Genomic DNA, 25433 nt, shown 5'->3' on the forward strand with positions numbered 1-25433 from the left:
TAGAGACAAAGATAACAGAAACTAGTAAAATTCATTACTTTTGCCTCATATTTATACAGACCAATGACAACACAACAACTCATCGATCAAATACATAAAAAACAATCCTTTTTATGTATTGGACTAGACGTAGATCTCAACAAAATCCCTGCACATTTATTAGAAAAAGAAGATCCCATCTTTGAATTCAACAAGGCCATCATCGATGCCACTCATCATTTATGCGTTGCATACAAGCCCAATACGGCTTTTTACGAGGCCTATGGGATTAAAGGATGGAAAGCTTTGGACAAAACTATTAGTTACCTCAATGAAAACCATCCTGAAATCTTTACTATTGCAGATGCTAAGCGCGGAGACATTGGAAATACATCGACCATGTATGCCAAAGCTTTTTTTGAAGATTTAGCCTTTGACAGTGTCACAGTAGCTCCGTACATGGGAAAAGATTCAGTAGAGCCGTTTTTAGCTTTTGAAAACAAACACACCATCATGCTTGCATTGACCTCGAATCAAGGCGCCTTTGATTTTCAAACCAAAGAAACGGCGGGTACCGAGCTTTACAAAAAAGTGATTAGTACCTCTAAAACGTGGCAGAACAGCGAAAACCTTATGTATGTAGTTGGCGCTACGAAAGCCAGTTACTTGGGAGAAATACGTCAATTGATTCCCGATAGTTTTTTACTTGTTCCAGGCGTGGGTGCCCAAGGAGGAAATTTAGAAGAAGTTTGTCATTACGGAATGAGTGCCAATATCGGCTTACTCATCAATTCATCACGAGGAATTATTTATGCCAGTCATGGAACTGATTTTGCGGAGGCAGCGGCAACAAAAGCGGCAGAGCTCCAAGTAAACATGGCGAGCATATTGCAAAAAAAAAGTCAAGGTTAATTACTCCTTGACTTATTAATTAATTCAAAATAATATACCATAAGAGAACAAAGTAATGGTATATCGATTTCAAAGGTAAGCACAGGCTTACCTTTTTTTATTGGATATGATATGAACCACTAGAGTTTTGAACTAAACGCCTTAGAATATTCATTAAACAAAAAAGCTGGAATCTTGCGATTCCAGCTTTCGATATTGAGGGATCCTCCAAGGAGAATCAAACATCCAATGTATTAGTTGATGAACGGGTTGTTTTGAACCTCAGCTTGAGGGATTTCAAAATCCAATTTATCATCGTTATAAGGAATAGTTTGACCAGCTAAGAATAAGTGGTTAGCACCTCTTACTACAGGCGACTTGTGTCTTCTCTGAGCCCATAAACTCTTCCCTTCACCCCATAACTCGATACGAGTTTGCAAGTGAATTTCACTTTGTAGAGCAGCACCATTTAAAGCGTCAACATAAGCGTAATCTGCCGCGTTGTCAAAACGTTGCGACAATACCTTCTTTAATTGAGTTTTCGCTTCTGCATCTTGCCCCATTCTCGCAGCTAATTCAGCTGATAATAACACCATTTCGTCTACACGCATATAAATGTAGTCAGTTGTAATGTTACGTTGTCCTCCAGCTCTTCTTTCAGGAGCGTAGAACTTGTTAAATGGAATCAAGTTGTTACTTCCACTTCCAGTGAAGAATTGCTTCTTTCTTACGTCATTAGCACGGATTGCGTTGAATAATCCAACATCAATAGCTTTTTTATCACCAGCAAACTGGTAACTATACGTGTAGTAATCCATTTGACCCCACCAAGAAACTAAATCTAATCCGTTATCAAGAGTAATATCTACACCCCATAACCAACTAGGGTTTTTAGCGATATCGTTAAATCCTCCTAGAACTTGCTCTTTGGTAGTAATTGGAGTTCCTCCAGCTACTACTTCGTCAGCTAATTGTTTAGCTCTTGCATTATCAGCAGCAGTTCCTCTTGCAGCATATACATATGCTAAGATTCCCTTTGCTACTTCTTGGTTGATTTGATATTTATCAGAACGAGTAAATCCATTTAAAAGAACCAACGCTTCTTCTAAATCTTTGATCATGAACTCGTATACTTCCTTCGTAGTGCTCTGTGGCTTTGCATTTCCGTTAGGCTCAGTATAAATTGGTAACACCTTTGACGTTTCTGAATACTCAGTCATGTACAATTGTGCCAAGTTAAAATACGAGTGCGCACGTAAAGCTTTTGCTTGTCCCATAGATGCTTTGTTCTTTGCATCTGTCAACACAGCATTGTTACCACCTAAACCTTGAATTACTAAGTTAGCCGCATTAATTAAACGGTAATAGTATCTCCAAGCTGTGTAATTTGCTTGTAGGTAAGTGAAATCTGTAGTAGTAATCAACTGGGCAAAGTTACTATAACGGCTGTAGTTATTCACCGTTAAAGCCATATCACCTGATAACATATCACTATAGATATCGTATCCTTTTTGACCGAAATCCTCATGACGTGTCGTACCTCCTAAACCGGTGGTAAACATCATTTCATAAATACCACGAACGGTACCATCAGCCAATGCAGGGTGAATACCACTTAACTCAGTAACATCCGCTACAGTTACATATCTCGTAGGAGACTCATCGAGGAAGTCTTTGCTACAGCTTACAGCTAACAAGGCCGCAGACCCTGCTAAAATTGATTTAATATATGTTTTTTTCATTTCTCTTTTATAAATTAGAAGTTAGCTCTTACACCAAAAGTCAATGTAGATAATGGTGAATAACGATACGTATCAGAAGCACCAGTTTCTGAAGTTGCAGGGTTAAATCCGTCACGAGCACTTAACAAGAATAAGTTATCTCCAGACACCCATAAGTTTAATCCATTAAGACCAGACTCTCCTAAGAAACGTGTAGGTACAGTATATCCGATACGGATGTTGTTTAACGACAAGTAATCAGATGAAGTGATGAAACGACTTGAACGAGAGTTTACCTGAACATTTCTGTTACTGATTAACCTTGGTACGTCAGTAACATCTCCTGGTTTTTTCCAGCTGTTTCTGATATCTGTGTGCCAGTTGTTAGATCCGATTTGACGGTTACTCATTAATCCAGCGTATACACCATCATATGAATATCCTCCTAAGCTATATCCGAACAATGCGCTAATTGTAAAGTCGTGAACTTTTGCATTTAATCTGAAAGCACCACGTACTTTAGGGATTGCTGATTTTCCGATATATTTTTGCGTTGCATTTGAATATACACTAGTAGTAGTTCTGCTAATAGTAGCATTTGGATTTTTTTGTTGGTACTCGAATAAACTTTGGATACCTTCTCCTGAATCAACAGTTCCGTTACCATTTTTATCATCGTAGTACTGGTACCATAATGGGTTACCATTTGCTTTATCAACACCTGCCCACTCTCTCATGTAGAAATCGAATAAACCGTGACCTTGTGCACGACCGTAGCTACCAGCGATATCGATAATTTTTCTCTGTCCAGTAGATGGGTCAAGAGGCATTTCAGTTAACTCATTGTTAAAGATTTCACCATTAACAGAGAAATCCAACTTATAGTTTTCTTTATCTAAAATGTGAGTAGTTAAATCGAATTCAAAACCAGTATTTCTCAACGTTCCGTCATTAACAGCGATCAAAGCATTTCCTGTAGATGGCGCTTTTCCTCTGTTGAAAATTAAATCGTCAGTCTTTTTGATATAATAATCAAAAGATCCTTCTAATCTGTTGTTAAACAAAGTAAACTCTAAACCTGTTTGGAACATTTTAGAAGTTTCCCAAGTTAAGTTAGCGTTTTGAATAGCACGAGGTTGTAATGAAATTTGACCACCTAAGTTACCGATAGTATAAGTATCTCTACCTGAATAGATATCAACACCAGCTTGGTCTCCTAAGATACCATAACTAGCTTTCAACTTTAAGAAGTTTACGAAATCTAAATTAGTCATGAATGATTCCTTAGAAATTACCCAAGACGCACCTGCAGAACCGAAAGTTCCCCATTTGTTAAGAGCGAAACGAGAAGAACCATCACGACGGATAGACCCAGTAAAGTAGTACTTACTCATATAATCATAAGATACTTGACCAAAATAACTTTCTAAAGCTGCTTTTGTAGAATAACCAGAAGGTAAAGATGAATTTACTACATAGTTGTTTAAATCTTTTAATCCTCCGTTTAAGTTTACTACTTTGTTCTTAGAAATAGAAGAAGTTTTAAACTCTCTTTGGTTGGTTTCGTGAGCCGCTAAAGCAGAAATCGAGTGATCTCCGAATGACTTGTTATAACGGATAATGTTCAAGAAGTTTTGAGTCAAGGCGCTAGAATACGTTTTGAATAAGCTTCCTCCTTGTCCTTGAGCAGAACCGTAGAATGGGTTACGTACTGTGTTTGCCTCTCTTGTGTAGTATTGAGCACCGTACTTAGTTTCAAATTCTAACCCTTCTAATAGTTGGAATTTAAACGAGAAATTACCGTTTAAAGAGTGTCTGTCATTTCCTACGAAATCTAAGTTAGATCCAGCGATTGCATTTGTTAATCCACCAAATCCTCTGTTATCACCGTAATCGTATTGGTTTCCACCGTATTTTGTATCAGGAACGATGTTACCGTTTTTATCTCTTAAGAATAATGGATAGATTGAAGGAATGTTATCTACAAACCAGAAAATACTTCCTGAATCTTCAGTTTGACCGTTGTTTAAGGTTCTTCCTAAAGAGTACCCAATATTAGCAGTTGCAGTCAACCACTCTTGAGGTTGGTGAACTAAGTTTAAACGCGTTGAATAACGCTTGTATCCTGAGTTGATTAAGTATCCTTTATCATCTAAGTATCCAAAAGAAGAGAAGTAACGAGTTTTATCGTTTCCTCCACTCATTTTTAAGTTTGCCTCTGTTCTGATAGAAGTTTGGAAACCGTAGTCAGACCAGTTTTCTGGAGTGTACTTAGTTGCTACGTTTGGACGTACTTTTCCTGTTGCAGGATCAATAATTTGACTCACGTCATTCGTTCCAAAGTAGTTATACGTTGGATCAATACCTCTGTTAGAGAATAAGTAAGTATTTGCATACGCTACTGGATCATTAGCAGGGTTGAACGATAAAGTTCTGTTCCCGATAGAGTGCCATGCTAATTCGATGTATTCAGTTGGCGACTTGATTACGTCGTAACGAGGTAACGCTTGGAAGTTTACACCAGTTTTAACATCTAATTCCATAGAAGTTTTACCTGCTTTACCTGCTTTCGTCGTAATTAAGATAACCCCGTTTGCACCACGTGATCCGTAGATAGCAGTTGCAGTTGCATCTTTTAAAACGGTAGTATTTGCAATATCAGCAGGGTTAATAGAGTTGATAGATCCAGAGAAAGGAACACCGTCAACTACGTATAAAGGATCTCTGTTTCCGTTAACAGAACCAAATCCACGAATACGTACTGTAGCTACAGTACCTGGCTGTCCAGAAGTGTTAATTACGTTAACCCCAGCAACCTCACCTACTAATGCTTGTGAAACGTTGGCTACAGATTTTGCTTCTAACTGCTCTGCATTTACCACTTTAGCGGTACCTGTATACGATTGTTTAGTTGTTTTACCATACCCTACTACAATAACTTCTTCTAATAAGTTATCATTTTCAAGTACGACACTGATTTGGTTAGCAGCACCAACTTTGCGCTCAACTGTTTTCATTCCTACAAAACTAAACACAAGAGTTTCTCCTGTATTTACGCGTATAGAATAATTACCGTCAAAGTCAGTCTCAGTACCTTGAGTAGTACCTTTTTTCAAAACTGTAACTCCAGGAAGTGGCCCCGATGCATCAGAAACCGTCCCCGAAATGGTTCTTTCTTGCGCAAAAGAAATCTGCACAACTAACGCCAATAACAGCGTTAGAATTCCATTAAACTTTGTTTTCATTATAAATTATTGAATTATTATTAACAGGCATAAAACTACCCCGAGTAACCTTTTCTTAACATCATTTTGATGCAAACAACCCTTTTTTTGATGCAAATAAACCTTATTGAGATTTTAACCAAATAGACTTGTTAAACCCCTTAAATGTTAATTCCTGTTAAATTTTTGCAAAAGCCCACAAACACTGTGCATACGTAGCATTTCTTCGCTACATTTGTAGCAAAAAACTGAAAAATCTGCAGAACAATCCCCTTTAAATTACGAACTATGAACAAGGCAGCTTTTATCAACTAAAAAGAAAAGCTTAGATAGCTACTGAGCACCAGCAAAATAAGTACCTTACTTAGTTTTTTTAACGTTTTTTTAACATTTAAAAATTAGGGAATAGCATTTCTGCACTTGTTTTAAAAGAAATTAAAAATGAATATGAAAATCTCATGTCTTATAGTCAATGAAAAAACTGCTATCCAGTCGAAGATAAAGGAACTGGTTGACCTTCACGGTCAGTTTGAAATCAATGCCACCGTAACTACCGGAAGCGAAGCATTAATACAACTTAAAGAGTCACAACCAGCTGTTATTTTTCTCGATGTAGACCTTCCTGATATGAGCGGTTTTGAATTGCTGGATGAGATGAGTGCAATGGGTAAAAAACCCTTAATCATATTTGTTACCGAAAATAAAGAAAGTGCTTTGACTGCTTTTGACTATTTTGCTTTTGATTATTTGATTACGCCTTTCAAAGAAGAACGCTTTATGACTTCGTTGAACAAAGTGATCGAATTTCAAAATCGCGAGCAAATGAGTAGCTTGCAAAACAATTTAGAAAACATTCTTGATTTGGTTAAAGCCAACGCTGCACCTACGAGTAACAGTACGGTAAAACGAATCAATATTAAATCTGGTAACAAAATTATCTTTATCGAGGTGGATACCATAAAGTACATTTCTGCTTCGGGCTATTACGTGGAAGTATTTACTACAGACAATAAGAAATTTTTACTCCGCGAATCGCTATCAAGTATCATAGAGCGCATCAATTCAGCCAATTTCATGCGTATACACCGATCGACCATTATCAACATCAATTTCATCGATGAAGTGATCACTTCGAACTACGGTGAAACCGATGTAAAAATAAATGACAATAAAACTTTTAGAGTTAGTAAAGGCTATAAAAAAGAGTTTCAAGAAATCATGGGAGTCAAATAGGTTTACTATTTGATTCTTTTTATCTTGCCCCTCAAAAACATGTTGTTCGATCAATTACAACGTCCGGTAAAACTCACACACACTCCAAAGAGAATTGTTTGTCTGGTACCCAGCCAAACTGAACTTCTGGTAGATTTAGGCTTGGAATCCTCCCTTGTAGGAATCACAAAATTTTGCGTGCACCCCGTTCATTTAAAGAAAACCATTACCGTTGTTGGAGGGACAAAGAACGTACACATCGATCGAATCAAAGCATTAACCCCCGATATTATTCTTTGTAACAAAGAAGAAAACACACAGGAAATTGTAGCAGCATGTGAACAAATAGCCCCTACCCACGTAGCGGATATTTATACATTGGCAGATGTTTATGAACTGATTTCACAGTATGGCCAACTTTTCGCCTGTCGAACTCAAGCTCGAGCTATCATGGACAAACTACAGTTTAAAGTTAATGATTTCAACGGCTTTATACAGGATAAATCTGTAAAAAAAGTGGCCTACTTTATTTGGAGAAATCCTTGGATGGCCGCTGGTAATAACACGTTTATCGACCACTTACTGCGCTTAAATAAATTCGAGAATATATACCACAACAAACCTCGATACCCTGAAGTTACATTGAAAAAAATTCGACTAGAGGGTGATCCTGATTTGGTTTTTCTCTCATCAGAACCCTATCCATTCAAAGAAGAGCACGCCTTTGAATTAGGACGCTTCACGCATCATGCAAAAACAGTATTTGTAGATGGTGAAATGTTCTCTTGGTATGGCAGTAGACTTCTGAAAGCTTTTGATTACTTCAAACAACTACACAATAGAATTTGAGAATTCCTTATCTAAGTCTAAGTACTTAATCCGGTTCAGTTTTTCGAGGACTTTCATTGCCTTAAATGCAGAGCGATCGCTTTTGCACTCATCAACATATTTGTAATCATTGGCTCTCTCAACTAGCCTTCCGTACCTTTCTTCTAGGTGCTTTCTGTATTTTTGAATTTGACTTACTCGTAACATTTCCCTTGATTTAACGACCTTATAAATATACACAAATAATTGATTAACAACTAATTAAAATTAAATCACAAAAAAAACTCCACTTAGCAGTGGAGTTTTTCTAAAATATATCGATCGGTTATTTTCTATCTTGTAAGGCAAATACTCTTTTCAAAAGTGCTGTGTTTCTAAGGCCAACCTTCTCACGAATACCTTTTTCTTCCACGGCAATCATGGTAAACACCCCTTTTAAAGCTTCTTGAGTTACGTAATCCGTCAAATTAGGATTCACTCTTGTAACAAAAGGAATACTATTGTACTTCTGAATTAAATTACTCCAAATTTTATCGGCCCCTACTTTTTTAAATGAGGCACTGATTACCGGGCTAAATTCAGCATACAAGGCCTGGTTGGTTTTACTTTGTAAATACGTAGTCGCTGCGTTTTGCTCTCCTAACAGAATATTTTTAGCATCGTTAAACGTAATTCCTTTTACGGCATTAACGAAAATAGGTCCAGCCGTTTTTACCGCATCTTCAGCGGTTCTGTTAATCGCCTTTAACCCTTCGTCTGCTAGAGAACTAAGGCCAATTTTACGAAGCCCTTTATCTACTACTTGCAATTCTTTTGGCAATACAATTTTAACCAGCTCGTTTCTGTAAAATCCATCTGTAGCAGTCAACTTAGCTACCTGGTGGTCAATTCCGTTTTGCAAAGCCTGACGCAATCCTGCTCCAATTTGATCTTGGGTAAGCGGTGCTTGCGTAGGCAATTGGCTCACTACTTTTTTAATCTCATTACATCCAAAACACTGGATTAACAAAAAGAGGAACACTAGTTTTTTCATAAAATACTTCAATTTAAAAGGTTTATTTATTTGTTAAGATACTAAGATTGTAAAAAAGTCACTATCTAAAACTATCTGTTTTTTTGTCATATCCGTACGGACAATGTTTACATCCACTTTTACAACAGTACCCTCGTCTTAGGTGAAATTGCTCGGTAAACACCTTGTATCCTTGTTCATTCAAGTAATAATCACCCTCTTGTAATTCTAATCGCTGTCTATACATGGTACAAAAGTAAGGATACTGTGCTAATTTTAACGGATTAATTTATTCAGGTTACTCACTCCATACCAATCGTTTTCTTATTTTTGTTTTACTATGATACTACGAAAAAACATGGGAGACACTACTGTGGTTTGGTTAAAAAACTCAAATCAATACCTAGTAGTCGAAGCACTTGTTGCAGACCTTCTTGAGGAACTTCAAGCAGGGATTAAGACAACTACCTTGGCCCAGAAATTAACTAAAATCACCGAAGCTCCACTTACAGAAACCACAGAATTTATTACAGAGTTGGAGACGCTTTTAAACAGTTCTTCAACTCGCACAGACGAGGCACTGACGCAGGACATTCCGAAACAATTTGATAACACGGTATTTTATCAAATCAATGACCTTGTCCTTAAAGTGGATTTTGAATCGGAGTACGAACTCGCTTTGATTCATCCTAAATTTGCCCATCTGGAAATCAACACCCCAAAAGAGGTTCACCACAGCTATCAAGTATTTAGCTCCGACTCACATCTGTTTTTTTATAGAAATCAGCAAAGTGTAGGCAGTTGGACGAAGAAGAACAGTCATTATTTTCAAGGAAAGTTTTCCATGAAACTCATAGAAGACACTCACCAATTTCCAGAAAACGAATGGATGGGAATTTTTCACGCCTCAGCTGTGAGCAATGGAAAGGAATCTATTTTATTTTTAGGAGATTCTGGAAATGGTAAAAGTACTTCCTTAGCCTTATTACAGGCTCATGGTTTTCAGTGTTTAGCCGATGATTTTGTTCCTATACTCGCCAAGAACCACCAAGTATATAGTTTCCCTTCTGCTATATCTATTAAAAGAAATAGCGTTCCTGTTTTGCGCTCCTTATACCCCACGCTAGAGAATAAAGCGGAATTTCATTTCCCAAAAGTCAATAAAATAGTTCGTTACTTACCACCAAACAACGACAACTACAAACAAAATCGACCTTGTCATACCTTGGTGTTTATCAAATATACTCCGGATGAACTTTGCAAATTAACCGCCATCACAAGACAAGAAGCATTGCAACAATTGGTACCTGATTCTTGGTTATGCCCAGAGGAATCTAATGCTCAGGAATTTCTAAATTGGTTCGAAAACTTATCCTGTTATCAATTGCACTACTCCAACAATGAACACATGATTGCGAAGGTTCAAAAACTATTTAACCATGACATATAAAGAAACTTTCCTTTTTTTAATAAAATGTTTGAGTATTAACCAAGATCTTAGTGTTAAAGCTGAAGTAAAAAAATCATTAGAACTACAACACATCAATTGGGATACCATAGTAAAAGTAAGTACTGCCCACTATATTTTCCCTGCTCTATATTGCAACTTTAAGAGATCAGGATTCTTGAGCTACCTACCATCAGACTTAATTAACTATATGGAGCATATCACGCAACTCAATCGAGATCGCAATTCAGCAATACTAAAACAAGCGCGAGAATTAAATTCAGAGCTAAAAAAACAAGGAGTTAACCCCATTTTTTTAAAAGGCACAGGACATCTTCTAAACGGACTCTATTTCGACATCGGTGAACGGATGATTGGTGATATAGATTTTTTGATTGCAGATTCTGATATCGCTGTTACAGAAAAAACAATACTCGCAATGGGATACCATTACGAGGAACCACAATTATTGGACCACAGACATTTTCCACGAATCACCCATCCTAAAAGAATTGCTGCAGTGGAAATTCATAAGAGAATGCTTAGAGGCAAATACAGCAAACACTTCAATTACGAAGACGTCAAATACAACTTCATTACCACCAAAGACAATGCTCTTGTTCTTTCTATTGAAGATCAATTAAAACTTACTGTTTTTTCAAAATTCATTAATGATTTTAACTACTATTTACAATCCATAAACCTGCGTGGGGCCTATGACTTCTTCCTTCTGTCTCAATTATTAACATCATCAACAACCCTAAACAACAAAGGTTTAACCAAAGAACTTAATGCAGGTATCCAACTATATAGTTCTTTATTCCCATGTTCTCAAAACCTCAAACTAACACAAGACCAAAGAAAAAAACAATACCTCAATCTTTGCCTTAAGAGACTTAACCTTCGCCGAACTGATAAGCTTAAAAGCTGGTTAATAAAACGATTAATCACTCTGCGTTCTCGATTTAAAATACTGCTAAAAGCTCCATTTAAAAAAAACTATCGCACTTTTGTTATGTATAAGATTTCCAAGAAATCATGGATCAATCAAAAGTGAAATTTATTTTAACTAGAAAAACTCTGTAAATCTATCCCTCCATAATTTCCTGAACTCATAAACAGCAGAGCTGTATCTTGTAAGTTTTCGCGCTGTAAATGCTCACGAAATTCCTCTGAGCTGGTAAAAATCTCTAAGTCTTCTCGCTGAAAAGCTGCTGCTATTTGCTCTTTTTCAACAGGGTTTAATCGTTTAATTGCTACGGCGTCTGGAGAGTAAAAGACCACTGCCTTATCTGCCGCATCCAAAGCACCTCGGTACTCTTCTAAAAAGGTAGCATTTAAACTACTGTACGTATGCAGCTCCAAACAAGCCAATACTCTTCTATTCTGATACTGTTTCTTTACAGCCTCCGTGGTTGCCTTTACCTTACTCGGACTGTGAGCAAAATCTTTAAAGACTACGGTCGAATCGTTTTCTGAAATCTTTTCCAATCGCTTACTCGCTCCAGCGAAACTACTAATTGCCTCGTAAAAGTCTTCTTCATCGATTCCCATATGCTGGCAAATCCACTTAGCCCCTGCCAAGTTTTGCAAATTGTGCTCTCCAAACACTTCCAAAGGCATTGCTCCCTCAGGAGTATCTAAATAGGTAACACCGTCTGTAATACTGTAATTTGGCGTGGTATAGGGATACTTTTTTATAACGTGTTCTGACGACTCTACCACAGATTTTACCGCTGCATCTTCTTCATTGTACACCATAATACCACCATTGGTCAACGAATTTGTAAACAGCTTGAACTGCTCTACGTAGTTTTCATAGGTAGGAAATACGTTGATATGATCCCAAGCAATCCCCGAAATCAACGCAATATTCGGTTTGTACAAATGAAACTTCGGACGCAAATCTATTGGTGAACTCAAGTACTCATCGCCTTCCAAAACTATAAAGTCATTGTCTTCAGTCAACTTTACCATGGTTTCAAAGCCCTCTAGTTGTGCTCCAACCATATAATCCACATCGCGATCGTGGTAATTTAATACGTGTAACACCATAGAGGTAATGGTCGTTTTCCCATGTGATCCTCCGATAACTACACGCGTCTTATCTTTTGATTGTTCGTATAAAAATTCGGGATATGAATAAATTTTAACGCCTAACTCCTGTGCTTTTACCAATTCTGGATTGTCTTGTTTTGCGTGCATTCCTAAAATAACCGCATCTAAGCCCGCGTGTATCTTTTCAGGAAACCACCCAAACGCTTCCGGGAGTAACCCGTATTTTTCTAATCGTGCTTTCGAAGGATTGTGAATAGTATCATCACTTCCGCTAATTTGGTATCCTTTTTGGTGTAAAGCTATGGCGAGGTTGTGCATGGCACTCCCTCCAATGGCAATAAAATGTAGTTTCATAAATCCGTTTGCATTTGCAACAAAAATACAAAACCGCAGTTCAATTTCGTTATCTTTAAAACCAAAACTCAGTGAAAAAGTAAATTCACCAATTTAACGGCTAACTTTACGAAGAGCAGATTGACTTACATCACTGTAATCCGTTGCTTTACCCCCAATAATCTATGTGTAATTTACACTCTAAAAAATCAAAAAATGAATAAACTCACGCCCATACTTTTGTTATTTTGTTTTTTTTCAAATAACATTCAAGCTCAGCAATCCTATGAAGACCTTTGGAAAGAGGTATACCAATTCGAGTTGGACAAGCTTCCTAAGTCTGCCGTCGCTATTGTCAACACTATTCACGACAAAGCGGTACAAGAAAACAATTCGCAGCAATTGATCAAATCCATAATTTACCAAAGTAAATTTTTATTGGTCTTAGAAGAAAATGCCCAATTAAAAGTAATTGAAAGATTGCAAGAACAAGCAGCAAAACAATCTTTCCCGAGTAAAAACATACTTCATAACATACTTGCCAATTTGTATTGGGAATATTTCAAAGAGCACCGTTGGCAATTTTACAACCGCACCCAACTGGGAAGCTCTCAAAAAAGTAAGGATTTCAGAACTTGGGATCTCACCACACTTTTTAAGGAAATCCAACACAGGTTTACAGCCTCGCTAAACCAAGCACAAGAATTGCAAACTCTTCCCATCACTCAATTTAAAACCTTGCTTAAAATAACAAACAGTGCTCCCACTTACCAGCCTAGTTTGTACGATTTTTTAGCTCAAAATGCCTTATCCTTTTACAAGTCATCTGAACGAAGCATTACCCAACCAGCTGTTGCATTTACAGTAGACAATCCGGATTATATAAAACCGCTAACAGACTTTCTCAGCCTTAACATTAAAAGTGATGATCCTTATGCATTGCCTTACCGAGCATTGGCGCTTTATCAGGAACTGCTAAAATTCCACCAAAAAGCACAGCACCTTGAGGCGTTGGCTTATAACGATTTACAGCGGTTATACTACGTAAAAGACGAAGGAAGCTTCCCTTTAAAGACAACGCTTTTCGAAACCGCTTTACAAACGCAAATTGATAGGCAATTAGACGACAATGCCAAGGCACATTACCAATTCGCTTTGGCCAATCACTACCACGAATTGGCCTCGAGCTACCATCCGCATAACACAGCGCACCAATTCAAGAACAAAGAAGCTTTAAAACTGTGCACAAGCCTATTAAAAAGTGTACCTAACCACAAGATTGCAGCGTCGTGTAAACGCTTGATTAAAAATATCGAGTTGGTCGCCATCAACATTACTAGCGAAAAGTTTTTACCTATCAACACCTATACTCGCGCCTTGGTCAATTATAAAAACACGCAAAAATTATACATGGCGATTTATAAAATCACTCCTGGAGCATGGGATAAAATAACACAGACGCATGGAACGACCGAGCAGGTTCAACTCATACAACAACTGCCCCGCTTAAAACACTGGAGCACAGCTTTAAAAAAAACGGATGACTACCAAACGCACAGCACAGAAATTGGACTCCCTAAATTGGCAGGAGGTCAATATCTTCTCGTCGCTCATAATTCGCCTAGCTTAATAGCGACAGACATCTATGGTTATACAGCGTTACAGGTCACCAATTTGGTACTCATAGAAAACCATCAGGCTAGTGATAATTTTCAGGTGGTCAACAGACAGAACGGAAAACCCATATCAGGTGCTAGCGTAGTTTTCGCAAATGAACCAACGCGTCATCATCAAAAAAAACTCCACAAAAAGTTCACTACGAATCGCCATGGAGCCTTTAGCTTTGTTCCTGAGCACAATTACTATTCAAATGTCAAAGCGAATGTCCGATATAAAAATGATCGCGCTCAATTCAGTAACTTTTACTTAACCCCTGTACACCGCTCAAGAAAGAATTACGAGGACAAGGCTCGTACCCACAGCTTCCTGTTTACCGATCGCAGTATTTATCGACCTGGACAAACCGTCTACTTTAAAGGAATTGCTTTACAGCAATTAAAAACGCGTACCCAAGTACTAGCCGCTAAAAAAGTGACCGTAATTGCCAGAGATCCGAATTATCAAATTATCGAAACAAAAAACTTTGAAACCAATGATTTCGGTTCCTTTCACGGAAACATCCAACTTCCTTTTGAAGGAATTACTGGAAGTTATGCGCTTGAAGTTATCGTGGACGGAAAAACAACCCATGAATACATTAGCATGGAAGCCTACAAGCGTCCCAAATTCAAAGCTACGTTTACTCCACTTACATCTACTTTTAAAATAAACGATAGAATAACACTCCCTGGTAAAGCTACGGCTTATTCAGGGGCTAATATTTCCAAGGCAAAAGTAGTGTATCGCGTACATCGAAGAGCGGTATTTCCGGAATGGTGGTATTGGAGTCGACCTCAACTCACATCACTGGCCCGAGAAATTGCTCAGGGTGAAACCACTACCGATTCGCAAGGAAACTTTTCTATTCACTTTACAGCCCTTCCCGATGCAAGTATCGATCCTAAAAGTTTACCGACTTTCAAATTTGAAATTCATGCGGACATTACTGACCTCAATGGCGAAACTCAAAGCACACAAAAAACAATTTCTGTCGGGTATCATTCAATTGTGGCAAGTATCACCATGGATGACCAACTCAACAACCAAATTTCACAAGAATTCAATATCACCACCAAAAATCTCGCTGAGCAATTTGTTTCTGTTGACGGTGACATTACCATTCACAAACTACAAGCTCCTGAGCGAATACTAAGAGAACGCCCTTGGCAACAGCCCGAATTTCAAACCATTGCTAAAGCGGATTTCATCAAGAAATACCCACACGATGCTTATGGCAAAGAAGACGATTATCAATTTTGGAAACTAGGCAAACTCGCCTTTCAAAAAAAGCTCACTACCAAAGCGGAACAACGCATTGCTATTCCGGACATGAGCAAGTGGACCCCGGGTAAATACCTCGTTCAATTCAACGCTACAGACGCAGATGGCAACAAAGTACTCGCTAAAAAATTCATCAGTGTATTTGATACTAAAGCTTCAACACCAGCCGACAATGCTTACCTGAACGTACAGGCAGATAAAGCGTCGTACCAACCTGGTGATACTGCCAAGATTGCTGTACAAACCAACACTCGTGATGGCCACCTCGTAGTCGTCGTTGAAAAGGACTACAAAATTTACAAGAGGTATTACCTCCGTCTTCGCAAAAACCAACAAGTTATCGAAGTTCCTGTAACTAAAGAAGATTTAGGAGGATTTGCAATTAAGTGGTACGGGGTATTTGCAAATTCTATTATCAAAGGAAACGAAACTATTAAAGTTCCTTATCCGGCTACCCAATTAGACATAGAAACCGTTACATTTCGTGACAAATTACTTCCCGGTAATAAAGAACAATGGACCTTTAACATACGTGGACCTCAGCAAGAAAAGGTAACTGCCGAAGTATTGGCAAGCATGTATGACGCTTCATTAGATACCTTTGCTCCGCACGATTGGAATTTTACTCCAATACGACGTGCTTATTACAGTAGTTATCACAATACACAAGCCAATCACAGTATTTCCACGGTAGGACTCCGCATGAGAAATCAGTTGTACCCCGAACGTATCAGCCCTTTTCAACCCGTTGCGCCACTACTAAAAAATTTCGGGTTTAGCTTTCATCAAAATCAATGGATTCAAAATCAATATTTGCAGCTGTTAAAAGCACTCCAACGAAATCCGGATGGAACTCTTACGGGTATAGTCAGCGATCATAACGGTCCTCTAGGCGGGGTAAGCATACTCCTAAAAGGAACAACTTTAGGTACGCAAACCAATTTCGATGGAGTTTTTAACATCCCTGGAAAGGTTGGAGATACCCTAATAATAAGCTTTATTGGTTTTGAGACCCTCGAATATACCATAACCGATATGAAACCGATTGCTTTCCAATTAAAAACTAGCGATGAAACATTAGATGAAGTCGTAATGATAGCTCACGGAAAGTCCGAAAGAAGATTTAATAAAGCGCTCAGTGCTCAAGGCAATAATGGTGTAGCTATTGCTAAGCTGGAAGCGGATGATATCTCTGGATGGTTGAATACGAACGATCTGAACATCAAAGAAAAAAAAACCACCTCACCATCACCAGCGAGAAAAAACTTGAAAGAAACAGCATTTTTCTACCCACAATTACGCACAGATGATCAAGGTAAACTCTCCTTTAGTTTTAAAGCTCCTGAGGCCCTTACCACCTGGAAACTTCAATTATTGGCGTATGACAAACAAGCACATTCCGCAGTGAAAAGTTTTGAAGCTGTCACGCAAAAAAAACTAATGATTTCCCCGAATGCACCGCGATTTATGCGTCAAGGTGATGTCGTTCGCTTTTCAGCCAAAATTGACAATCTCTCGGAAGCCCTACTGCAAGGGACTGCGACACTTGACTTAACAGATCCGACAACCGGTGCTGTCATTCCGCTTCAAAATTTCAACGCTCATCAATCTTTCTCAATTATACAGAACCAGAGCGTCCAAGTATCATGGACATTTCAAGTTCCTCAAGAACTCTCAGTTGTTCAATACAAAATAACAGCAAAAGCTGGTCAGTATTCTGATGGTGAGCAAGCACTCTTACCCGTGTTGAGCTCTAAAAAACTAGTTACCGAAACACTTCCACTTTGGACAGCTGGAAACGAATCAAACTCTTTTCGTTTTAACAAACTCGTCAAAAACAAATCAAAGAGCCTTGAACAGCATCAACTCACTTTAGAGCTTACTAGCAACCCTACTTGGTACGCTGTAAAAGCGCTTCCTTTTTTAATGGAGGGCTCTAAAGAATGTAGCGAACAAGTCTTTGCTCGTCTGTACGCCAATGCGCTAGCAGAAAAAATTGTTTCAGCAAATCCTGCAATTCAAACTGTATTTAAGCAATGGAAAAACAGCAAAGCTCTTCTGAGTCCTCTGGAAAAAAACCAAGAATTAAAGGCTCTAACAATCCAAGAAACCCCTTGGCTACGCGAAGCGCAATCCGAATCAGCTCAGCGCAAACGCCTCGGCTTGTTATTCGATAAAAACAACCTCAACAATGGACTTAACAACGCTCTTCGTTTACTTGAAAAATTCCAATTAGAAAACGGAGGGTTTCCTTGGTATCAAGGTGGTAGGTATCCAAACTCGTATATTACCTTGCACATTGCTAGCGGACTTGGACATCTCAAAAAACTCGGGGTTACTCTCAACACTTCGAAAATTAGTACCAAAGCCCTTCGATTTTTAGACAATGAAATTGTAGAACGTTATGAATCTTTACAAAAAGAGGCGAAAAAAATCGCTGCTAAGAAAAGTAGTGAGGCTTCAGAGGTATTTTTAGCAAAAAATCACCTCAATAGCTTTATCATCGGTTACCTGTACTTAAAGAGTCTTTACCCAGACAGCAAAAGTACTGACGAACGCTGCTCCCAAGCAATTGCGTACTACGCACAGCAAAGTACCCAGTTCTGGCAGGAGTTTCCTTTAGCAAGCCAAGCCATGATTGCCTTAGTACACCAACGTAATCACAGTTCCACGCTACCTAAAAACATTATGAAATCACTGCACGAACGCAGCATTCACTCAAAAGAGTTAGGGCGTTATTGGAAAGCCAACAAACCTAATTGGCATTGGTATCAATCGCCTATTGAAACACAGGCACTCCTAATTGAAGCCTTCGCAGAAATTACGAAAGACGCTACGACCGTTGATGAATTAAAAATATGGTTACTCAAAAACAAGCAAGTGCACCAATGGAAAACGAGCAAAGCCACCACGGAAGCCGTGTATGCTTTGTTGCAACAAGGAAGCTCTTGGATCTCTAACACAGAGTTACCAGAAGTTACACTCGGAACTAACCCCTTGTCCATTCCTCGTGCATCAGCGGAAGCTGGTTCTGATTATTTCAAAAAAACCTGGTCGGCCAAAGATATACGTCCTGAACTAGGTACTATCCGCATCAAAGCAAACAACAACAGCACTACCTGGGGAGCTATGTACTGGCAATATTTTGAAGAGCTCGACAATATCAGTGCTGCGGCGACCACGTTGAAAATTCGTAAAAAGTATTACAAAAAGGTAAATACTGCTCAAGGTCCTAAACTTATCCCTATCACAGAAGGGAGTCCGTTAGCAGTAGGAGATTTGCTCACGATTCGCTTAGAATTACAAACTGATCGCGACTTGTCATTCGTTCACCTAAAAGACGGAAGAGCTAGTGGTGTTGAACCTTTATTTACACCGTCAGAATACCACTGGCAAGACGGCTTGTACTACTACCAAAATACGCAGGATGCTGCAACAAACTTCTTCTTTGATCGTTTACCTAAAGGAATTTACGTATTCGAATATGATGTTCGCGCGAACAACGCAGGGAATTTTAGTGGTGGTATCAGCGAATTACAATGTATGTACGCTCCCGAATTTAACAGTCATTCTAAAGGGATTCGCCTGCAGATTGCAGAATAATAAATATCTTTGAACCGATTTAAACTGAATATTAAAATTTAATCATATGAAAAAACTATTGGCGTGTTTGGCCTTTTTAGCGATTGCTTTTTCAGCTTCAGCACAACAGATTGCTGACAATGCAATTGGTATTCGTTTTGGAGGAAACAACGGTTTTGGTGCAGAATTATCGTACCAACGTAAAATGAGTCCGGTAAATCGATTAGAAATAGACTTGGGTATCCGCGGAAAAAGTGATTATAGCGCTTTTAAAGCTACAGGTTTGTACCAATGGGTATGGCCACTTCAAGAAGGATTTCAATGGTTTGCTGGTGCCGGTGGAGGATTAGGAAACTGGAAAAACAAAATCACGGACAACTCCAATACTTTTTTATTTGCTGCTGGAGTGGTGGGTATCGAATACAGTTTTGATTTTCCTTTGATGATTTCTTTGGATTTCCGACCTGAATTCGGCTTTAGTGATGCCTATGACGGATTCAATAGTGACTTCGGATTAGGGGTGCGCTACCAATTCTAAAACATAAAAAAAGACCTTCAAATAGAAGGTCTTTTTTATTTCTTGTCAATTACTAGTTCGTTTTAAAAGTACCTGTATTCGTACCTCCATAACTTTTAGTACCGTCTGCATATATCGCAAATGGCTTGATATAATAAGTCGTTGCCGATTTCAACCCTTTAATAACCGCTTGGTATTTCTTTTTTTGGATGTTACCAGTAAGTCCGTTCACATTCCATTGTTTTGCTCCGCTAAAGTTTGCTTGCTCACTGTATTCAAAACCGATGGTCACGGGTGACTCTTTCAATAAATTTGTCACTTCCATCGTTGGAGTCAATTGATCTTTAGCTACGAAAAATGGCTTGTCTTCAATTTTTAAAGCTAGCTTACGCACCGCCTTCATATCTGATGGTGTCAATACCTGCACTGACTTTCCGTAAAAGAAGGTTCCTGTTTGCATTTTAAAATAACCGCGAACGTAATACGTCTTTCCTTTTTCTAAACTCTTAATTTCTCCCACTACTGCATTCTCGATTACTCCTTTAGCAACCACCGTGTTGCTTGCTGTAACTTCTGGATCTAATTTTAACCCGTATACAAAACCTCTCTCTACCACTACTGAATTCGGATTGGTATCTTCAAAGGCCCCTTTTACAATAGCAGTAACACTACCATCGCGATTGATAAAATGCTCAGCCTCTCTTTTAGTTACAAAGCTCTGCTTGTAATTCAAATCAACCATATCGTCTTTCGAACATCCTACCGTTAGTAGAGCCGCCATTGCTACTACGACTCCTCTCACTACTAATTTCATTTTGTTTAATTTTTTGTGTAGGGGTGAAACAGCTTAATCGGCGAAGACCATAAGTTAAATTTGTTAATAAAATGTTAAAACAACTTCATTTACTAGCCTCAGCTTCCAACAGAATTGCCAACTTATTGAAAAAAAGAAGCGATTCACAAACAATTCTTAATTTAGGCTACTAATCCCTGACAATCTCACCGTTTTTTACTCATTTTATTGAGACCTACGATTTCGAGCTTCCCGCCTTTAAATAGGCAAGGAATTCCCCCAACATTTTCTGCTTTAATACTTTCATTGTGTACAATTTGTTAGTACCTTGTGTGCAAAAGAATTGTAGGACATCGTTTTTATGCTAGCGCGATGTCTTCAAAAAAGATAAAAGAAATGGATACAAAAGAACCAACACTGTCTGCGTCAGGGGCACCTATCTACACCTATGACGAGCGGGATTTCTCTGATTTTGAAATTCCCACAGGAACCTCCGCTATCGAAGAAATTTCGAACCACATTGAGCAACACGTAGGAAACATTGATCAGGTATTTCACGAAATTATTTCTGACCAAGTCCACATCGACGTTCATTGGATTAAAGCAACTCCCACCCGACCTTTTCACACCTTTGTCACGTCAGGAATGAGTGACCTTCCTATGAACACACCGGATGGTCTGGAAGAGTACGCCTTTGCCGAACTGAGTATTTGTTTACCTCAAGACTGGAAAGTTTCTGAAGAGGACTTTAAAGACGAAACCAACTATTGGCCAATACGCTGGTTAAAATACTTAGCTCGATTTCCACACAAGTACAATACATGGCTGGGATATGGACATACGATTCCCAATGGAGATCCAGCAAAACCCTTTGCTGAAAACACCGCGTTAAATACCATGGTTTTGTTACCCACCATCGTATTTGAAGAATCCTTCCATCAGTTAGAACTCCCAGAAAAAACCATCAATTTCTACAGTTTGATACCACTCTACGAGCAAGAAGTTAAACAAAAAATGAACAAGGGTATTGAATCGTTATTTCCCGGATTTGACACTTATGAAGTCACGGATATTTTAACGCTTAATCGCCCAAATACCATTCGTAAAAAACGATTTTTAGGCTTGTTCTAAAATCCTTACAACTCCTCTTACTAAGAGGAGTTTTTTTGGCCTTACCCAATGCGTATCAAGCTCATTTAGAAGCTGAATTACAATCCCTTTCCCTTTTAAAAAAATCACCTTCAAGTTGGGTTCCTAAAAAAATCCGTATCTTGAAGGCTCCTTAAATACATCATAAATCCCCTTTTACAATGAGTTACTCCGATTTACAATCCGCGAGTTTAGGACTCCGTAAAGCCAAACACCTATTAAGAAGAACTTCTTTTTCCTACACCAAAGAACTCCTCCTTAGCTTTGCTGACCTTACTCCAGAACAGGCTGTTGAACAACTGGTAAACACTACAACTAATTCATGGCCTGCCCCATATGACCCGCTCCCTACAGGGAATCCGGACGGACATTGGACTTCTTCGGCGGCTACTTTTAGTGGTCAAACGAGAAAAAAGAGAATTGTCACTGCTTGGTGGTGGTACAACGCACTCCAACAAAATTCACTAAAACAAAAAGCGAGCTTTTTCTTACACAGCTGTTTTACGGTTTCAAAATCCGTCGGTGGAACGGCTAGCGCGTCGTATTTTTTTGATTATGTCCGTTTGTTAGACCACTATGCCTTAGGAAACCTCAAAGACTTGGCTAAAAAAATCACTTTTGACAACGCCATGCTGATTTACCTTAACAATACTCGTAACAACGCTCGTAACCCCAATGAAAATTACGCTCGTGAATACTTAGAATTGTTTACCATACTGAAAGGACAACAGATTGGCCCGGAAGATTACACTACCTATACTGAAAAAGACGTTCAAATAGCCGCAAAAGTTTTTTCAGGGATTAAAATCCAGCCCAAGCGTGATGTGATTGATACCGACACCGGAATCCCGAGAGGAAAAGTCTTCGTAAACCAACACGATAAAACAGATAAAACCTTTAGTACTGCCTTTAACGAAACCAAAATTATTGCCGGTACTACGGAAGCAGCTATTGAAAAAGAACACGACGACTTTGTTGACATGGTTTTTCAGCAAGAAGCCACTGCACTTTCTTATTGCAAAAAGCTCTATCGATTTTTTATACGAAGTACTTGGGACCCGGAAACTGAAGAACAGTTTATTAAGCCCCTGGCACAAGATCTCATCACCGAAAACTTCGAGCTTTTACCCATTTTAAAAAAGCTCTTAACCTCAAAGCATTTCTACGATCAGGATGATGCCAAAGACAGTGATGAAATCATTGGAAGTATCGTCAAAAGCCCCTTAAATCTCCTCAGCGAAATTGTCTCTTTTTTCAAATTAGAAATTCCTCATCCAGAAAACAACGCTTTGGAATTCTATCGCTTTTTTAATTTCGTCCACAACTCATGTTTCACCAAGGCTGGAATGCCCTTTTGGGAACCCAATACCGTAGCTGGATATCCTGCCTATTATCAAGAACCAGATTTTGATCGACATTGGTATTCTTCCAATACCATTTTACCCCGATTTAACATCATACAAAGTTTGCTCGCAGGTAGAGACCGAAGTAATAACAACGCTCGAATTTACGTGACTTTGGACATTACTTCTTTTGTTGAACAAAACATGACCAACCCGTCATCCTCGTCGGACTTAATTACTGAATTTACCGATTTACTCTATCCCGAGGCCGTTTCGGAAGAACGCAAACGCTACTTCTCGAAAATTCTACTCGGTGATTTCCCAAGTGGATACTGGACTAGCGCATGGATTAACTACACGAGTACACGTGATAATACCATTGTAAAAACACGATTAGAAGCGCTAATTACCGTCCTTATTAACGCACCTGAATTTCAACTCATGTAACCTTCCCCTTAAATCGAACTCCCATGAAAAGAAGACATTTTATAAAACTCGCCACCGCTACCACAGCCATTGGATTGCTCCCCTCCGACGTGAAAGCCATGTTTTCAGCATTTGATCTCGCCTCAAACTGTGGCGATTTATCCAACAGAAAACTAGTACTTATCAATCTCATCGGTGGCAATGACGGCCTGAATACTGTGATTCCTCTCAACAACTACGATCAATACCGAAACCTCCGTCCTAATATTGGGATTCAAGATACTGGTTCACAAGCTTATATTAAACTCGATTCTACGCTCCCCGACAATCAACAAGTAGGTTTACACCCTGCTTTAACAGGCTTAAAGGCACTCTATGACAGTGATCAATTACGCATCATACAGTCTGTAGGCTATCCGTCTCAAAACGGAAGTCACTTTGCGTCCAAAGATATTTACTCCACTGGAAATGATGGAAAAAGCTGGAGTAACGGAAAAAACTCGGGATGGATAGGTCGATTTCTTGAAAACCACTATATCGATGATTTGACCAAAAGCTATCCGCTGGCGATACAAATGGGATCGAGCAAAACGGAGTTAGGCTTCCACGGAGCCAAAGAGCACGGGTTGTCTATCAACCTTACCGGACAAGATCCCAAAGGATTTTACACCCAGCTTTCTGCTCTTTCTGACAATGCCCTTACGCAAACTACTATCGATACGCATTTCTTAAAAGAGCTGCAATACATTATTGATACCACCAAAAAATCGAATACCTACTCCAAAGCAATTTCTGAAGCTTTTGACAAAGGTAAAAACGCTCTTAGCTACCCCGACAACAAGCTCTCAGATCAGTTAAAAACTGTTGCTCGTTTAATCAGTGGTGGACTCGAATCAAAAATTTATTTTGTGAGCATCGGTGGTTTTGACACCCATGACCAGCAAATAGAATCGGCCAATGATATTAACGGAACACACAACAAATTACTCACGCAAGTGTCTACTGCCATCACGGCCTTTATGAAAGACTTGCGTCAGCAGGCGCTCGACGATGATGTGGTAGGATTAACTTTTTCAGAATTTGGTAGAAAAATCAAAGAAAACGGAAATCTGGGGACTGATCACGGAAAGGCAGCTCCGATGTTCGTATTTGGAAAACCCATACGAGGTGGTGTTTCTGGTACCAATGTTAATCTTGCCGAGGCTACCGATGCCAATAACTATCAACTAGAAACGGTTCAGTTTGACTATCGTCAGACCTTTGCTACCCTATTACAAGATTTTATGGGATCGAGCAACAGCACTCTGGATAAGACGTTCTACAATCACTCCAGTAACCAGAGTTTTGCCGACTTAAAAGTAGCGCCACTCGTGAAAGGAGCTTTTTCTGTCGCCGCCGGATGTATCCCTGATTCCTCTGAAAGCGACACTACTTCAGGATCAGCGCAGCACTGGAATCTCTTTCCGAATCCGTTCAAATCTCGACTACTGCTATCAGCCGATGAAGAAGTGGCGCAGCTCTATTATCGCGTGTATACTGCCGAAGGTAGTTTGCTATTTGAAAGCAGTAAAGAAGTAGTAAATCAACGAACGGCATTAGAATGGCCTTCCCTAGCACCTGGCATCTACTTTTTACAAATTGAAAGTGCCTTAGGAACTGAAACCCACAAACTCATAAAAGAATAAACACCAAAAAAACTCCTCAAGATTGAGGAGTTTTTTACTTATCAAAAGGCCAGTCCGTTTCTAATTAAAGAAGTTCGTTTTTTGGAGACAACGGTTCTTGTATCGTTCCAACCAACCATCAAAATCAACTATAATTCAAGGGAAAAGGAAATCTCAGTTGATTTTATTTTGAACACCGTTATCATGTAAAGAATTAAAGCCTAAAGCCCAATACTACTTTTAAGCGCTTCCTTTACACCAATAGACTTCTTCATTCCAACGAACTGACCACACTCTTACACTTTTTAGTTATT

The 25433-nt window shown here is 38.9% G+C and carries 16 protein-coding genes; 10 read left to right on the plus strand and 6 right to left on the minus strand.

Going from position 1 to position 25433, the window contains the following annotated elements; genetic code table 11:
* Positions 1-63: 63 nt before the first annotated feature.
* Positions 64-891 (plus strand): orotidine-5'-phosphate decarboxylase, encoded by an 828-nt coding sequence (pyrF, locus tag ACXAG7_RS08935; RefSeq protein ID WP_476666619.1) that lies wholly within the window; start codon positions 64-66, stop codon positions 889-891.
* A 233-nt stretch (positions 892-1124) separates the two neighbouring features.
* On the opposite strand, the gene ACXAG7_RS08940 is transcribed toward pyrF, so the two are convergent.
* Positions 1125-2612, minus strand: a complete 1488-nt coding sequence (locus ACXAG7_RS08940) for a RagB/SusD family nutrient uptake outer membrane protein (RefSeq protein ID WP_476666620.1) — start codon at positions 2610-2612, stop codon at positions 1125-1127.
* A 14-nt stretch (positions 2613-2626) separates the two neighbouring features.
* Positions 2627-5836, minus strand: a complete 3210-nt coding sequence (locus ACXAG7_RS08945; protein WP_476666621.1) for a SusC/RagA family TonB-linked outer membrane protein — start codon at positions 5834-5836, stop codon at positions 2627-2629.
* A gap of 420 nt (positions 5837-6256) precedes the next feature.
* Between ACXAG7_RS08945 and ACXAG7_RS08950 the strand changes: the two genes are divergently transcribed.
* Both ACXAG7_RS08950 and ACXAG7_RS08955 read left to right on the plus strand, forming a co-directional pair.
* Entirely contained in the window at positions 6257-7048 is a 792-nt protein-coding gene (locus tag ACXAG7_RS08950) for a LytR/AlgR family response regulator transcription factor (protein ID WP_476666622.1), read from the plus strand.
* Between the two features lie 39 nt (positions 7049-7087).
* Positions 7088-7876, plus strand: a complete 789-nt coding sequence (locus ACXAG7_RS08955) for an ABC transporter substrate-binding protein (RefSeq protein WP_476666623.1) — start codon at positions 7088-7090, stop codon at positions 7874-7876.
* 304 nt (positions 7877-8180) lie between these two features.
* Here the strand turns inward: ACXAG7_RS08955 and ACXAG7_RS08960 are convergent, their stop codons facing one another.
* A complete protein-coding gene (locus ACXAG7_RS08960; protein WP_408044961.1) occupies positions 8181-8888 on the minus strand; it encodes a DUF4197 domain-containing protein in 708 nt (235 codons plus the stop codon).
* A gap of 61 nt (positions 8889-8949) precedes the next feature.
* Complete coding sequence (locus ACXAG7_RS08965; protein WP_408044962.1) at positions 8950-9114, minus strand: DUF5522 domain-containing protein; 165 nt, start codon at positions 9112-9114, stop codon at positions 8950-8952.
* 93 nt (positions 9115-9207) lie between these two features.
* Here ACXAG7_RS08965 and ACXAG7_RS08970 point away from each other — a divergent pair, with 93 nt between their 5' ends.
* Positions 9208-10317: a hypothetical protein gene (locus ACXAG7_RS08970; protein ID WP_476666624.1), complete on the plus strand. Its 1110-nt coding sequence runs from the start codon at positions 9208-9210 to the stop codon at positions 10315-10317.
* The gene (locus ACXAG7_RS08975) at positions 10307-11371 is read left to right on the plus strand and encodes a nucleotidyltransferase family protein (RefSeq protein ID WP_476666625.1); all 1065 of its coding nucleotides are present in this window, start codon (positions 10307-10309) and stop codon (positions 11369-11371) included. The genes ACXAG7_RS08970 and ACXAG7_RS08975 overlap by 11 nt, the downstream gene beginning before the upstream one ends.
* 8 nt (positions 11372-11379) lie before the next feature.
* On the opposite strand, the gene ACXAG7_RS08980 is transcribed toward ACXAG7_RS08975, so the two are convergent.
* On the minus strand, positions 11380-12726 hold the full coding sequence (locus tag ACXAG7_RS08980) for a UDP-N-acetylmuramate--L-alanine ligase (RefSeq protein WP_476666626.1): 1347 nt from the start codon (positions 12724-12726) through the stop codon (positions 11380-11382).
* A gap of 195 nt (positions 12727-12921) precedes the next feature.
* Between ACXAG7_RS08980 and ACXAG7_RS08985 the strand changes: the two genes are divergently transcribed.
* Positions 12922-19248: an alpha-2-macroglobulin family protein gene (locus tag ACXAG7_RS08985; protein WP_476666627.1), complete on the plus strand. Its 6327-nt coding sequence runs from the start codon at positions 12922-12924 to the stop codon at positions 19246-19248.
* Between the two features lie 46 nt (positions 19249-19294).
* Positions 19295-19765: a hypothetical protein gene (locus tag ACXAG7_RS08990; RefSeq protein WP_408044967.1), complete on the plus strand. Its 471-nt coding sequence runs from the start codon at positions 19295-19297 to the stop codon at positions 19763-19765.
* A 52-nt stretch (positions 19766-19817) separates the two neighbouring features.
* On the opposite strand, the gene ACXAG7_RS08995 is transcribed toward ACXAG7_RS08990, so the two are convergent.
* Positions 19818-20558 carry a hypothetical protein gene (locus ACXAG7_RS08995; RefSeq protein WP_408044968.1) on the minus strand — a complete coding sequence of 247 codons (741 nt, stop codon included), beginning with the start codon at positions 20556-20558 and terminating at the stop codon, positions 19818-19820.
* A gap of 375 nt (positions 20559-20933) precedes the next feature.
* Between ACXAG7_RS08995 and ACXAG7_RS09000 the strand changes: the two genes are divergently transcribed.
* From ACXAG7_RS09000 to ACXAG7_RS09010, 3 genes are all read left to right on the plus strand, one after another.
* On the plus strand, positions 20934-21668 hold the full coding sequence (locus ACXAG7_RS09000) for a suppressor of fused domain protein (protein ID WP_476666628.1): 735 nt from the start codon (positions 20934-20936) through the stop codon (positions 21666-21668).
* Between the two features lie 179 nt (positions 21669-21847).
* Entirely contained in the window at positions 21848-23476 is a 1629-nt protein-coding gene (locus tag ACXAG7_RS09005; RefSeq protein ID WP_476666629.1) for a DUF1800 domain-containing protein, read from the plus strand.
* A gap of 23 nt (positions 23477-23499) precedes the next feature.
* On the plus strand, positions 23500-25140 hold the full coding sequence (locus tag ACXAG7_RS09010; protein WP_476666630.1) for a DUF1501 domain-containing protein: 1641 nt from the start codon (positions 23500-23502) through the stop codon (positions 25138-25140).
* Positions 25141-25433: the final 293 nt, after the last annotated feature.

This window comes from Tenacibaculum sp. AWR4_210 (genome assembly GCF_056160945.1).

What these genes read in the sequence shown, in the direction of transcription:
- ACXAG7_RS08950 (WP_476666622.1), top strand. Translation starts at nt 6,257, where the DNA reads ATGAATATGAAAATCTCATGTCTTATAGTCAATGAAAAAACTGCTATC.
- ACXAG7_RS08940 (WP_476666620.1), bottom strand. Translation starts at nt 2,612, where the DNA reads ATGAAAAAAACATATATTAAATCAATTTTAGCAGGGTCTGCGGCCTTG.
- ACXAG7_RS08945 (WP_476666621.1), bottom strand. Translation starts at nt 5,836, where the DNA reads ATGAAAACAAAGTTTAATGGAATTCTAACGCTGTTATTGGCGTTAGTT.
- pyrF (WP_476666619.1), top strand. Translation starts at nt 64, where the DNA reads ATGACAACACAACAACTCATCGATCAAATACATAAAAAACAATCCTTT.
- ACXAG7_RS08990 (WP_408044967.1), top strand. Translation starts at nt 19,295, where the DNA reads ATGAAAAAACTATTGGCGTGTTTGGCCTTTTTAGCGATTGCTTTTTCA.
- ACXAG7_RS08980 (WP_476666626.1), bottom strand. Translation starts at nt 12,726, where the DNA reads ATGAAACTACATTTTATTGCCATTGGAGGGAGTGCCATGCACAACCTC.
- ACXAG7_RS08985 (WP_476666627.1), top strand. Translation starts at nt 12,922, where the DNA reads ATGAATAAACTCACGCCCATACTTTTGTTATTTTGTTTTTTTTCAAAT.
- ACXAG7_RS08960 (WP_408044961.1), bottom strand. Translation starts at nt 8,888, where the DNA reads ATGAAAAAACTAGTGTTCCTCTTTTTGTTAATCCAGTGTTTTGGATGT.
- ACXAG7_RS08995 (WP_408044968.1), bottom strand. Translation starts at nt 20,558, where the DNA reads ATGAAATTAGTAGTGAGAGGAGTCGTAGTAGCAATGGCGGCTCTACTA.
- ACXAG7_RS09000 (WP_476666628.1), top strand. Translation starts at nt 20,934, where the DNA reads ATGGATACAAAAGAACCAACACTGTCTGCGTCAGGGGCACCTATCTAC.
- ACXAG7_RS08975 (WP_476666625.1), top strand. Translation starts at nt 10,307, where the DNA reads ATGACATATAAAGAAACTTTCCTTTTTTTAATAAAATGTTTGAGTATT.
- ACXAG7_RS08965 (WP_408044962.1), bottom strand. Translation starts at nt 9,114, where the DNA reads ATGTATAGACAGCGATTAGAATTACAAGAGGGTGATTATTACTTGAAT.
- ACXAG7_RS09010 (WP_476666630.1), top strand. Translation starts at nt 23,500, where the DNA reads ATGAAAAGAAGACATTTTATAAAACTCGCCACCGCTACCACAGCCATT.
- ACXAG7_RS09005 (WP_476666629.1), top strand. Translation starts at nt 21,848, where the DNA reads ATGAGTTACTCCGATTTACAATCCGCGAGTTTAGGACTCCGTAAAGCC.
- ACXAG7_RS08970 (WP_476666624.1), top strand. Translation starts at nt 9,208, where the DNA reads ATGATACTACGAAAAAACATGGGAGACACTACTGTGGTTTGGTTAAAA.
- ACXAG7_RS08955 (WP_476666623.1), top strand. Translation starts at nt 7,088, where the DNA reads ATGTTGTTCGATCAATTACAACGTCCGGTAAAACTCACACACACTCCA.